Raw genomic sequence first — 13,718 nt, forward strand, 5'->3', positions numbered from 1 at the left:
CAGCCTACTTCCTCGGCGCTCCTAAACGAAGTTTCTTGATAAATTCAGACTGACTTTTCTTTTTTCAAAAAGCGGGCTTTATAGACCAGCGCAAGCTCGGCCGCAATGACGCGATAACTACGATTCTTTTCAATGTATTCCGGACCTGCTGCTGCCCGAACTGCCGCACAAGACTTGTTCCCGAGTATTTCACCGAGGGCCCTGCTGAGAGCATCTATGTTGCTCGCGCAAAGCAGACCCGCACCGCTATCGCCAAGCACTTTTCCTTGATCTGGATTGTCGTTCCCAACGCATGGAACGGCAAGCGCAAGATACTCGAGCAATTTCGTAGGGGAGCCTGTATCGAGTATTTTCCCTCGGGGAACATAAGAAAGTGCGACGTCGGCTCCGGCCAGTAACGAAAGTGCGTCTTTACTTGCCATCCATCCGGTAACATGGACGTGATTTTCCAACCCTTTACTCCGAGCATGTGCAAGGAGCTCGGCAATATCTGATACTGTTGAAGAACTACCAATGAAAAGCAGCTTCGCATCCGAGTACTTGATTCGGAGCAGAGCTAAAGCATCAATCGCGACTGTCAACTGTCGCATTTTGTCGACCGTGCCAAGATACGCAATAATTTTTGCATCCTCCCACCCTGGAAGTCGGCGGCGCTGAATATCTTTGGTCGAAAGGACTTCAGTGTCAACACCCATCGGCACCGGCGTGATATGACTATGGGGCAGGCCATGCTCTTCCACGAAAGCCCGCATTGCCTCGCTTTGAACAAACACATGGTCGCTGAACGGCAAAATTATCGAGTACAATGCCCATCGCTCGAGCTTTCCCTTTAGCAGCACCGCAATGTTTCGCATCGTACGTTTGCGCTCTAATCGACCGGTCGCACGTTCAATTCTCGCCTCTGACATCAAGAAAGACATCCAGTACACGAAGGGTACGCCCCTCAAGCGTGCCACGAACAATCCGAGTAGGCCTATCGAAACCATGTCCATTACCTGAATCACGTCGAACGATTTTTTCGTTGCTAACGCCAGATGCTTTAGACAGCTGACTAAAAAGCTTGCTTCATCAATTACCCTTTGTTGAACATGTCCTATCTTTGAGTTGCTCTTCCCAATTAACTTACAATCAACCCCATATCTACACAAATATTTTTCGAAGAGCGCTGAGACATCAGGTCGGTGCGTCGGTAACGGCTCAGGTACCAGCTGGAGCACGCGAATACGAGTGTGGTTAACCATTTCTCAAGCCCATTCGATTTTTAAAGCAAATAATTGCGCGCGTCAGTAGTGCCCTTCCATTAGCTTTGTGCCGCTATGCAGGCATTACGATCAATTCAAACATTCCTGCTGTCCGGATGTCCTGCTCCCATCTCAGAACGTGCGCGTGCGGAACGCCCGTCGCCACGACGCGTCTAAAAATATGTCACATTTCACATACCCGAAGGAAATGCAGCAATTTCGACTTCCTCCCACGTCGTCGCACGCGCAACTGGCCCTAACCAAAGGACGCTGGTCAATTTACTTGGATTACGATAATAACCGGTCTTCCAGTAGTGTTCGCCACTCGGCTCATTCCCCCAGCGCTGCAATGTCGCTATCCTACTTCGGTAGAGCACCTGACGCCATACACTCTCACCCTCGTCGCGCCTGTATACGACGACTAGGCCATTTGCGGTAGACGACCAACGCGTTTCAATTACGAAATCAATCCACTTTCCCGGCCTTAATGACGCATCAGACAGTTCGAAACTGTCGACTAACTTTCTTTTTAGCGGCGAGACGTCGCCACCAAGCACGTTAAGACGGAATTTTTCCTCAACCGTAAGCCCCAAACTCGGGGGAGCCCGGTATCGGTCCGGTCCGTGCAGTTGAAAGAATAATCCCCAGGTTCCATTTATCGGGTCGCGGTCAGGTCCTTTCCAACCTAGCGGAAGCTTAATAGAGATAGCGTAAAATTCATGCGGGGTAGAAGCTAGCACAGGCAATCGCGCACCGGACGGTCCAAGCATACCGTATTTCTCTGCTCTCTCCCCCCCCCACCCTCCGACGTTGTCACCGGGTGCTACCACAACCCTTGTGACCATGCCGCGTCCGCCGCCGGGGTCATCGGCAACGGTAATTCGCCGAGCCGCGAACTGCTGGGTATCTGTCCACTGTCCTCTCGCGTATGGTTCCTTGCAACCGCCACAAAATAGGAGTTCAGCGCTCGATAACCGAGGCGCCACCAGAATGGCCAGAGCCAAAACAATCAAGGAAATTCTTTGGTTGAAATACAACATAGTTATCCTTTAGTTCGCGAAGCACGCCAACGCTCCCAGCGAGCGGCCATTCCAGGAACTGGGAACAGGCACATCATCAAAGTGACCCACCACCGGTGTCTCCCGATTCCATTGCGCGCGGTGAGCAATTGCTGAACAGCTGTTCGCCACTCCCCAGACATCAAAGCTGTACGCGCAATGGTAATCCGTGCATCCGATGCCAGCGCGAGCATGGAGCAACGTAATTCGCTCGGAAGTTCCCCGGTCTTTGCCCGCGTTTCGAGTCGCTGAAACACTGGAAGCAACGTGGTAACCGGGTTTGTTGCACAAAGACTGCCCTCCACTTCCTGTCGATAACCGACGAGGGGGGCTGGACACCAGACGATAGAAGTACTCGACGCGAGTCTGAACAGAAAATCCAGGTCCTCACCCATGCGTTCGTCTTCAGGGAAAAATAGTTGCATCGTGCGCAAAAAAGGCCGGCGCAAAGAGATTGAAGTGAGGTGAAAAAGTGGGGCCTGCCCGATGACTCGCGCGAACATATTGTCTACCACCTCCCTGCGTCTCAACTCCGCTAATCCGGTATTGAGCCTCAAAACTGGCGCCCCGCAAACGCGCCGGAAAGCGGTCGCGAACGCCTGATGGCTTGGGTATTCTCGGGACATAACAACCATCGTTTCTAGGTACTCGGGGCAATACCAGTCGTCCGCGTCTAGAAAAAACATGAGATCCCCTGTCGCTAGGCCGATCCCATGATTACGCGCCCTCGAAACGCCGCCGTTCTCCTGATGGACGAGGCGAATCCGGGAATCGCTAACTGCCTCCACCAAGGCCGGCCCCTCATCTGTGGAGCCGTCGTTGACTATTATGATTTCGAATTTTTGATAAGTCTGGTTTAAAACGGATTCGATTGCAAAAACAATGTATGGCGCCTTGTTATAAAGCGGAATAACGATAGAACACAATATCGATTCAGGTTCGCTGGTCATAAAATTGATCCGGTCGTTCGGCCCTTTGGCGGCAGCCGTACGGCCGGCAAGTAATAAGCTGCGATCAGCATGAGAAGAAACATGTGCGTCATTTGTTCTATCCCGAAGCCGGTTAGGGAAAGCGGAACCTCACTGATCGCCCGCGCAATTATTAATATAAAGATTCCTAAGGTCATTCCTTTGCTGGCATGAGCAGTAGCAACTGAATACTTAAACAAGGCACCGACGTAGATCGTCAAGCCGAAAGCACCGACCAGTCCGGCGCTACAAAGACTCTGGTACAGCTGATTATGCGCATGCACGGCTTCCGGCAAACCAACGCGGAGTCGAAAGTCGAGATCCCATATGCTCAAACCATAGCCGAACAGGGGGTGCAACTTCCATTCGTACAGCGCAATCGTCCAGATCTGGTCGCGCCCTGTAAGGGACATCAGATCGGAGCCAGCACGTGTGTTAAGAAACCGCGTGATCGAATCGCCAAAATCGGAAAACATCATGGCTAACAGGATCGCGCACGCTAACGTAATCACAGCATAAATGAGGACGATCGCCGTCACTGCTCTTTTACTGCGCCAAATCGACCTCAACTGTTCTGGGTATCGATAAAAGCAAACGACCGCGACGCTCAGCATAAATGCAATCCAGCTACTTTTGGATTGTGCCAGTAGGAAGCTGACTGCCCCCAGCAGCCATGCGAAAATAGCCAGGGCTTTTCGCCGAAAAGGAGATTGCCAAAGATTTAGCATGAAGACCGCGCAAAGCGGGCCTAGCGCGTTCGGACCAGGTGCGAAGCCAGAATAGCGGAAACTCACACCTGGGATGAATCCCTGATAATCCTTGCTCAACACGAGCTCGGGTTTGGTCAGCGCTGCGATAGCGCTCCCAAGTAGGAATAGGAACAGAGCATTGCGAAATGATTGTGTCGCCTTGGGCCCCTCGCTCGCAACGACTAGCAAGGCAGCACACCCTATGACAAGCGGATAGATGTAGTCGTGCGAAAAGCTGCGGTGTGCGCCCAGTAATGCTGCGCTGAGGACATTCGTGAAAAAAAACGCTGCGAATGCTGCAAACAGCCGATGTGGAAACGGCCGACCTTGGCCCCATGTAAAAGTGCGGGTCGCAATGCGTTCGAATGCGACCAGAATCATAACAATGGAGCAAAGCCGTTGGACCCAAGATGCAAAGTCGTGCTTTGGTTGAACGGTAGTCAGATTCACGTCAGACGGCAGGTACAAATTCCGGCTGGACAGAACAACGCTGAGTGCGACGACCAATAGGACCAAATAGAAGACATACGGCAGAAGGCCTCGTTCGCTGCCTCTCCCAAAGTGGACAAGTACGCCAGCACCCAACGCCAGCAACGCGGCACTTAACAGCGCACTGATTCCGAGAAGCGCCGGGAATATCAACTCGCTCACGGTCCCGTCCCTTGTTCTATACGACACGCCGACGCCTGTGGCGCAATAGCGGTTAGTCGGGGCACGAATTGGCTTAATACCAATTTTACTCGGTTGCCAAGTAGGCCCGGAAATGCCCACCCGACAGCAGCAGCACAGGTTATTCCAACAGCGCCAGACATTATCAGTCGCAGGGCCGGTAGGGTATCGGTACGTAGCAGTGCGCCGGAGATAACCAGTGCTCCCCCTGCCGAGAGCGAGCAGAATGCGGCCCCTCGCCAGCCATATGGTACAAGGTCGCTCGCCCGAATTTTGAGGCGGCTGCAAGCGGCTACGGTGATTATTGCGCCCCTCAGGACATATACAAATCCCGCAATCAAAGCCACCGTGAGCGGACCTGCGGCCGCATATCGATAAAGCAGCAGACCGCTCAGTAGAATAACGGGCAGTTGCAACAGGAATTCCCACTGTTTTTTGCCGGTGTTCCACAATACGGGCGTCGACATCGCCCAGAAAATGTAAGCAGGCATTGCGAGCGCAAGCACACGTAGCACCGCACCAGCTTTTGCCCAAGTCGCACCGTAAACGGTAAGGATAACATCCGGTGCAAGAGCAGCAAGGACGGCGAACAGTGGAGCAACCAGTACCCAGACGCTGCTGAGAACGCTCAAATAAGCCTCCTTTAAACGCGGCACGTCGTCCTGTAGGCGTGCACCGGCTGCGAGGAAGGCTGGCTGAAGCGCACTAATGAAGAGATTATTGGGAATCTGTGCCAAGTTGTACCCGGCTGCGTAAACGCCGACTGCATGCGCGTTAAGGAAGCGTGCCATGATGGTGCGGTCGAGATTCGTCAACAACCAGTTGCCGAGATTTGTCCCGAATACTGCCGTGCCGACCTTAATAAGCGAAAGCGCGCCGGGAAACCAGAATAAAAGACGCACTGAATGCCGGCACCGCGCATACGTCATTACCAAGGTGCAAAGTGACTGTACCACGGAGGCCGCGACCAGCGAAAGCGCTCCACCGCCATAAATAGCGGCAGGGATACCAACGCAAATGTAGCCAAGGAAATAGCTCACGACTTGGACAATATTGATCCATTTAAAATCGAGCGTACGCCTCAGCAGGTTGGTTGAAGTTGTCGCTGCCGAATTGAACACACATGCCAAGCTGAGCCAGTGGATAACTTGGTCTGCACGGGTTTCTTTGAAATAACTTGCGACTTCATGTGAAAAACTGTACAGCAGCCCCGTTACCAAGCCCCCCGTAACAAGCTGCCAAGTAAAAGCAAATCGGACTGTGTTGTCGTCGATTTGCTGCATTTGCACGAGACCCCATGCGATACCGAAGTCGGCGATAAATGTACACAGGGTCAATACCAGCAAGCCAATGGCGAATATGCCGTAGTTTTCCGGACCGAGCAGTCGCGCGAGGATGACTTGCGCGCCGAGTTGTAGCACATAGCGAGTACCTGTGCCAATTGCACTCCACTTGACGGCGGTTATGCTCTGATTCTGCAGAGAAGAACTACGCACGTCTACACCCCTTTGTTCCTTGGAACGAGCGCGGCTGTATACATATTCGGTGCTCGCCGTCCAAACAAACATGTGTATGTCGCTGTCGGAACGAATACGCTGAGTTCGCTGACAAACCGCTCTTGAGAACTGAATGCGCAGGGGGATTGCGCTCGGTTGTGGAAATCCGCGACAGAAGCATGTCGGAAGTTAGTATGTGCAAACCGCATTGCATTTCCACAAGCTTCATGTTGGTGCGGCTCGTCATTGGGTCGTTACCGATCGCACATGCGCTGTAACTCATGGCAAGTTCAACTTAAAAGTCGACGAGTACTGAACCGACGATCGTGGCACCAGTGCGCGACAACTGTTTACACATGTCGGCCAAGCCGTCAATTTTCGTCACGTCCTTACGAGCGACCACGAGCACGCCTCCGACTTTAGCTGCAAGCGTCAACGCATCGGCGCCCTCCGAAAAAGCGGGCACATCATAAAGTACGGTGTCATAGCTGAGCTCAAGCTTGTCGGCGAGCGCTGTAAAACTTGGACGGTTGAGCAACTCTTGCGGGTTGGGTACCCTCGTGCCGGCAGGAAAAACGCTGAGCGACAGAAACGAATTGATCTGAGCAATTGCCTCAGCCCCGCTGCGCTCGGCAAGTACGTCAGAAAACCCGGCCCTTCCGGAAAGGTTGAAGATAGCGTGCTGCCTTGGGGCACGCATGTTACCGTCCACCAGTAAGGTACGCTCACCCAGCTGTGAAAATACTACTGCAAGGTTGGCGGCCACATGGCTGACACCTGCCCCCCTGTCGAGCGACAGAAGGACGAGTGATTTATGCCCTTGTGCAAACCAGCGGAGGATCAGCTGGGTGCGAAGGGCGCGCAACGCTTCCACATCGGCGGAGAAAGGCTCATATGCGGCCACCAAGTCATTGGGATATGAACCTTCCCCAGGGAGAAGATAGGGGTAATGAAACTGGCGAGCAATGACCTGCTGAATGTCCGCTTCGGTCACAAGTCCCAGCGCTACGGCAGCTTCTCCAAACCGCAATCCGCGTTCACGCTGCGCATATAGCACACGCTCTGCGTCCTCGGGGCGAATCTTTCCCGCGTCGAGAAGCATCTGTCCAATGTTTGGTTCGCGAGGTTTCGCAACCGCTACCGGGCGCTCAGCGGTGGTAAGTTCGCGGGCCTTTGCGGGCAACACCTTGCGCTCGACGATTTCCGAACTCATTTCTCTCCCCTCGATGCCGCGTGATTAATTGACGGTACCGTGTTACCAAGCATGTACCACTTGTGCTTTGGGCGGTCTTTGCGCAGTATGGCAAGTACAGGAATGCCAAGAACCTCGCTAAGGTCGGCCGGGCCACGGGTCAAGCGGTTAGCCAGTTCGAGCGCAATAGCGCTTGCAACACCCAGCAGTGTGCCCAGGAAGGTCGATAATGTCATATTCAGTGGCAAATTCGGGCTGGAGGGCCCGAGAGGCGGCACGGCCGGGCTTAAGATCGCGACGTCGGTCTGGTTCGACTGCCCTTCCAGGTTGGTCTGGGCGAGACGCTGCGTGGTCAGATCATAGGCCCGCTGAGCGCTCTCCACTTCTTTCATCATTACTGTGAGTTCATTGCGTGCACGGTTGAGTTCGAGCACTTTCGCCTTTTGCGTATCAAGTGCGGCGCGCAGTTCTGCTTCGCGGCGCTGCAGAATACGTGAGTTTGAAGCCAGGCTTCCAGCCGTAGAGGCAATATGTTTTTGCAATTCGAGGCGGAGCTTATTCACCTCGGCCCGGCTGGACCGGTAGGTCGGATGATTCACGTCCAGTCGTTCAGAAACCTCGGAAAATTTTGACTCGGCGATAGCCAAAGATACCTTTAGGTTTTGAACGAGCGGATTGCTCACTACATCTGGCGATTCCGACGCGTGCGCGCCTTGGCCCTGGCTTTGCCTCGACGACGCTTCCATTAGCTGGTTTTGGACAACGAGGAGTTGGCTCGATAACTCATTCAGTCGTGCCGTTTCGACATCCAGGCGGTTATCGACGCTCACCAACCCCTTTTCCTGCTGATACTTGGACAGTTTGGCCTGGGCGGCTTCAATACCGCTCCCGAGGCTTTTAATTTGTTCGTTGAAGTAAGCCGAGGCAGCGATCAACGGCTGAGCCCGCAACTGCACGGCTGTTTCCTGATATTCAAATGCGAAGGCGTTTGCCGCGGCGACAGCGAACTCAGGCGTGCTACCCTTGACGACAATTTCGACGACCATGCTGTCACGCGCAGGATTCACTCTAAGCTTCTTGAGGAGCAGGCCCGCAAGCCAGTCGCGGACATCGCCTTCTCCTTGGTTTGCCTCGAGGAAGTCGCGCTTAACCGTTGGATTTTTAGCCAGGTTCAGCCGATCCACCACCCGCAGCGCCACGTTTTTGCTCTGGATAATGTCCGTTTGAGTGGACAGGTAGGTCAGCGCGAGCGCCGACGGCGCAATCGCGCCCGTTACCGCGTCTGTCCCCTTGAAGTTGAGAACTAGAGTGGTGCTGGCCTCGTAACTCTTGGGCATAACCAGAGTGGCGGCCGTCGTAATAATTATCGTGAGGACGACGGTCAACACAACCATCCTCCGTCGCGCATTGAGAATTAAAATTAACTGCGACAGGTTCATGGAAGCTGTGCCTTTATAGGGCCCGCGAGAATAGTTTGGACGAAAGAGACTAGCTGAACCTGTGCGCAGCTAAAAGCCGGCTTTCTGCAAGTCAAACTACGCGCGCCATCGAGGATCGGTTGTTCGAATTTCGCTGGAATTCGTATTCGTGCGGTATTCACTGCCAATTTCCTAATTGGGCTGCTGCGTTGCGAAGGATCGTTAGAACCACGACTCTTTTACATAGACGACGTCGTCCACTAACACGGGGGACTCCTGCGCGGCTTCGATGACCTGGATGCCGCCGGTCGCGCCGCGACGTTTGATACGAATACCGCGCTCGGTGCCCCGCGGCGTTAGTCCGCCACCAGCCGCTAGCGCCTGAATAACGGTCATGTTGCGCTCCAGACGATATGCGCCTGGGCGTTGGACTTCGCCATAAATATAAAATTTCTTAGCGCGCTCGACGTAAATTACGTCCCCGCTTGCGACCACCACGTTTTGGTCCAATGCACCCGAACTCATCATAGCCGGCAGGTCAACAGTCGTCCGAGTTGTCTTACCATCTGCTGTATGCAGCAACTGTACAATTTCACCACCTTCCTGGCTGACCCCACCAGCCAGCGCCAGCACATCTACCAATGTTCTCCGGGTCTCGAGTGGATAGCGCCCCGGCCGGTTGACGTCACCCAACACTGAAATTTGGCGGCTCTGAAATTGCGCCACCGTAATCGTTACCTGCGGATTGTGCACGAAACCGCCAGTGCGCAAAGCGGTGGAAATTTTTTTCTCCGCAGCTGCAGTACCCAAGCCAGCCACTTTCACCTCACCTATCAGCGGGTAGGAGATATTTCCAGCTTCGCCAACACGCGTCTCCAGCGTCAGGTCTGGATTCCCGAATACCTGAACATGGATGACATCGCCTACTCCCAATGCCATGTCTTGGCCGGAAGCAATCCCAGCAAATAACGCTAACGCAACCGCGAACGTGTATGCGCCCATCTGTGTGATCCATGCCTTCATATCACTCCTACCGATCATGCAATGACTGATGAATACCACTAGCAGCGCTGCCTGCATCAACAAGTGATGCGAAAGCTGACTGGATTTCGCCCTTTCGGCAACTCTCTACGTCCTCTGCCTCCGGAAAGCGCTGACCTGAACATTCCTGCAACGAATCTTAAATCACGATGTCGCACCGAACCTAGCTCACGTCGACGCCCGTACGTACTATGCTCTCACTATCTCATGAGCGTAAACCAAAAACCCGGTCACGTCGAATTTATAAATGCATTCCTCAATTTCAAAGGGCAATTCCTCGCTGCATGAAAAATCTAACAATGAGTTTAGCGCTCGCACCCAAACACCATAGGCGAAATTTGTAGTATCCCAACGACCTGTGAGCACGCGAGTGCCGCGGTAACTGTAGCACGGCGGCGCCATTGAGTACTGCATTGGCCTGTCTAGCTGGAATATATCGGTAATGCCTAATTCGTTTGATCTCCCCCTTTGAGTTGACCAAACACAGAGCTAGGCCGCCCACATTTTAACGCAAGATCCCACTTTTTTCGAGATCCCTTCTCTTAGGTGTCTTAAGTGCCGCACAATCGCATGCAATATTCAAGGTTAGCTGCTTGGGGGCAATGCTTCATCGGTGCAAAACCACGATAACAGCGTAAATCTGAAATTCAGTCGACTGCTTATTGTTAAGCATCACATCTTATACTTTCCTGACAGAACTGAGCGATTCAGAATTTTAAAACTGGTAACGTGTACTCAGATTCGCCCCACGGTGGGCGTACCCGCCTATACCATTGGCGACAATCTTCCCCCCAGTGACTGCCGTCAGCTGAACATTAATATGCCGCGTTGGCGAATAGGTAATTGTTAATTGCGCTGTATGGAGGACATCCCGATATTCCCTCGAGAAAGCAACCTGGGGGGCTAAACTAAAGTCACGGTGCTCTCGCCGAACAGACGCTTCGACTGATGTCTTATCGGTAGCTGACCACCGAAGAGCTAGGCTCAGCCCACGATTTGTCGAATATGTTGTCGATAGTTCGTCAAACATACCGGTCTCGCGCCATGCAGCGCCCGTGATTGCGCTACGTCCGTTCAGCAGAACACTGGCGGTCATTCGACCGTTAGAGGCGTGAAAGTTGCGCTCAGGATTCGCCGCATGAGTACGAGACACCCGGCCTCCGACAAAGTCGGCACTTGTCGACCCACTAACTGCCCAGTGCCCTTTCACTTCTAATTGGTCTTGTCGGTAACTATTCGGCTGCTGATACGAGCCAAGTAACTGCTTCGGCTGGATGCCTTCGATTGTTCGCCGTTGAATGCTAATCGTGTTACCGGCCCGGCTTATATAGTCGACTCCCACTTCACCGTGGTTTTCAAAGCGGTCGTATGCACTCTGCAAATGGGCACTGTAATCAATCCCGTAACGGGTCAGCACAGCGCGGATGCGCCAGTCAGGGCGGATGCGTAATGCGCCCGAAAAGTACCGATGGTTCGACGCGCTTATATTCCGTTCCAGTTGGTGGTAGTCGGTAAATGGCGCAAGGCTAACGATGCGGCCGAAGCCCAATTTCCCCTCCCATGTGCTCCCTAGACGCCATGCCCACTCCAGGCTCACATTGCTACCGTCGTAATTGAGTTGAGAAAAGCGGTCAAAACGTACCTGATTTGATGAAACGTTGGCGGTAACAAACTGGCGGCCGAAGGACCGCGCAAATATTAGTCCGCCACCCAACGTACGTGTCTTATCTGACATTATTCGGGACCCCGTGGCCGCGGTCGCGTCATCGGCACTCGACAAACCCAGAACGTTCGAGTCGTACGAGCCCGATAGCGTCAGGAATGGCCGTAAAACCTGACCGTCAAATTGGGCGTGGGCAGGAGCGGCGAAACCACCCCCCAGAGTAAGCAGCGGCGCAGCAATACTTGGCAATTGCTTCGATATGAGGGACGTCCGCTTATGCATTAAAGTTCTTCGCCAACGCCACCATTGAACATGGAGGATTCCGGACCGCGGTATTGCCCGTGAAAAAAATTTGTTTGTCCATTGTTCTTGCATACGAGTTCCAAGTCGAATACGGCGCTTGCGGGTTTGCCAAATGGTCATCGTGCAAGCGCGAGATCTGACCTGAGGTGGCCCGGACCGTGAATTTTCGGACATCGTCTCGAAATCTGGCATGCGACCTACAGGCGCGGCTTCGATAGGTGGCAATGCAGGTTTCTCCCCGAGATCCCTGGCTCGGCGCTTCCAAAGTTAACCCTTGTCTGAGATCGGCCGCCACGGGGCGCCAACGAAACCGGCGTTAATAAGCGCTCGCTTGAAACCAGACAGCAAATGACGTCAATAAAATAATTTTTAGATCCAGCAATAGTGACCAGTTCTCGATATAATGGAGATCATGTTCGACCCGACGGCGCATCTTTTCCGGAGTATCGGTTTCGCCACGTAGCCCGTTGATTTGAGCCCATCCGGTGATGCCTGGCTTAACGTTATGGCGGGCGAAGTATTCGGAGATGATCGCGCCATATGCCGCGTTGTGCTGCACGGCGTGCGGGCGTGGCCCGACGATGGACATTTGCCCGGATATCACATTGAACAGTTGCGGCAGTTCGTCCAGGCTACTGCGGCGCAGGAATTTGCCAACACGGGTAACACGGCGGTCGTTGCGGGTTGCCTGTACAACCGCTTTGCTGTCGAAATCGTTCTCCGTCATTGACCGGAATTTGTAGATTTCGAAGACTTGATTGTTAAAACCGTGGCGGCGCTGCTTAAAGATGACCGGCCCCCTGCTATCCATCTTGATTAATAGAGCGACCATCAACATCAGAGGGCTGATCATGATCAGCAGAAGGCTAGAAATAACAAGGTCTTCCACTCGCTTTACAGTGCCCATTTGCTCATCGACGCGCCCATTTGCTACTGTCAATACGGGCACGGTGGCCAGACGCTCCGTGCTGATGCCGGGAAACTGCCAGACCACATTGTTCGGCACCAAGTCAATGCGGACGGGCACGGTGCGCACTTTCCTCAGCAGCGCCTCGACACGATCGGACGCGATCCACGGGAGGGTTACGACGACCCGATCCACATGGTTGCTGCGGATGTAGTTAAGTAAAGAGTTAGTTGACCCCAACATTTGCGGACGCAGCGAAGCTGGCATTTCCCGCCCTATGCGGTCGTCGAACACCCCGAGGACTTTGATGTTCGAACGCTGATGATTGCTGATAGCATCAATCGTCATCTCGGCGCATGCGTTCGCGCCGACTACGACAATGGATTCGTTCAGCAGGCCCACCTGTCCAGCGTAGTGCAGTACGCGCGTAACGGCTGCCCGGTTCAGGAACAACAAGATCAGGGAACCCGTTGCGCTGAATACCAACCAGACCCGAGAAAAAAAGTGCAGTGTCCCTGAAAGATAACCGCAGACCAGGATCACCGACAGCGCACCCGCGCTCCCAATCAATAATGTGCTTAGAAGGGAGTAGAGGGAAGGAAGTGAGCGAATACAATATGCGTGCACGACATGCAGTGACACGGTCGTGACGATAGTGCTCAGGTATATGAATAAGTGGTCAGACGAGGTCATCGTCGCCGTAAACCCAAAACGGAGCACATACCCGCCAAATCCGGCAGCCAGAAGTGCAGCAATATCGGCAAATTTCAACGCGTTCAGAATGTACGAGAGACGGTATTTCCTCAAACGTTGAGCTGCGCGCTCCCGAGACACGAAGCCGAACTCGCTCCCTTTAGTTTGCGGCAATAGCATTTCCTCGTCATCAGAATTAATAGTCGACTCAGAGTTATTCATTTTGCATACTCGTGTTCGTCAATCAGTTGGAATCGCCCTTCCGTTGCGGCACTGCCGGTGCCGGCGGGTAGGCTTATGCGTCTGGTTCCGTCAAACCA

The 13,718-nt window shown here is 53.5% G+C and carries 10 protein-coding genes; all 10 read right to left on the minus strand.

The window, feature by feature from the left end:
• Window positions 1-44: 44 nt before the first annotated feature.
• Window positions 45-1,241, minus strand: coding sequence for a glycosyltransferase (locus AC1MEM_RS18290; RefSeq protein ID WP_499472881.1), 1,197 nt, complete (start codon window positions 1,239-1,241; stop codon window positions 45-47).
• Between the two features lie 191 nt (window positions 1,242-1,432).
• Complete coding sequence (locus tag AC1MEM_RS18295) at window positions 1,433-2,281, minus strand: heparin lyase I family protein (RefSeq protein ID WP_499472883.1); 849 nt, start codon at window positions 2,279-2,281, stop codon at window positions 1,433-1,435.
• 2 nt (window positions 2,282-2,283) lie between these two features.
• Window positions 2,284-3,249 (minus strand): glycosyltransferase family 2 protein, encoded by a 966-nt coding sequence (locus AC1MEM_RS18300; RefSeq protein WP_499472885.1) that lies wholly within the window; start codon window positions 3,247-3,249, stop codon window positions 2,284-2,286.
• Window positions 3,246-4,667, minus strand: coding sequence for an O-antigen ligase family protein (locus AC1MEM_RS18305; protein WP_499472887.1), 1,422 nt, complete (start codon window positions 4,665-4,667; stop codon window positions 3,246-3,248). The genes AC1MEM_RS18300 and AC1MEM_RS18305 overlap by 4 nt, the downstream gene beginning before the upstream one ends.
• Entirely contained in the window at window positions 4,664-6,253 is a 1,590-nt protein-coding gene (locus AC1MEM_RS18310; RefSeq protein ID WP_499472888.1) for a lipopolysaccharide biosynthesis protein, read from the minus strand. The genes AC1MEM_RS18305 and AC1MEM_RS18310 overlap by 4 nt, the downstream gene beginning before the upstream one ends.
• A gap of 223 nt (window positions 6,254-6,476) precedes the next feature.
• Window positions 6,477-7,394 (minus strand): chain length determinant protein tyrosine kinase EpsG, encoded by a 918-nt coding sequence (gene epsG, locus AC1MEM_RS18315; RefSeq protein WP_499472890.1) that lies wholly within the window; start codon window positions 7,392-7,394, stop codon window positions 6,477-6,479.
• On the minus strand, window positions 7,391-8,812 hold the full coding sequence (gene epsF, locus AC1MEM_RS18320) for a chain length determinant protein EpsF (RefSeq protein ID WP_499472892.1): 1,422 nt from the start codon (window positions 8,810-8,812) through the stop codon (window positions 7,391-7,393). The genes epsG and epsF overlap by 4 nt, the downstream gene beginning before the upstream one ends.
• 201 nt (window positions 8,813-9,013) lie before the next feature.
• Window positions 9,014-9,814 (minus strand): polysaccharide export protein EpsE, encoded by an 801-nt coding sequence (epsE, locus tag AC1MEM_RS18325; protein WP_499472893.1) that lies wholly within the window; start codon window positions 9,812-9,814, stop codon window positions 9,014-9,016.
• A gap of 733 nt (window positions 9,815-10,547) precedes the next feature.
• Complete coding sequence (gene epsL / locus AC1MEM_RS18330) at window positions 10,548-11,777, minus strand: XrtB/PEP-CTERM-associated polysaccharide biosynthesis outer membrane protein EpsL (RefSeq protein ID WP_499472895.1); 1,230 nt, start codon at window positions 11,775-11,777, stop codon at window positions 10,548-10,550.
• A 337-nt stretch (window positions 11,778-12,114) separates the two neighbouring features.
• Complete coding sequence (locus AC1MEM_RS18335; RefSeq protein WP_499472897.1) at window positions 12,115-13,620, minus strand: undecaprenyl-phosphate glucose phosphotransferase; 1,506 nt, start codon at window positions 13,618-13,620, stop codon at window positions 12,115-12,117.
• Between the last annotated feature and the right edge of the window lie 98 nt (window positions 13,621-13,718).

This window comes from Telluria sp. AIW5, assembly GCF_056680575.1.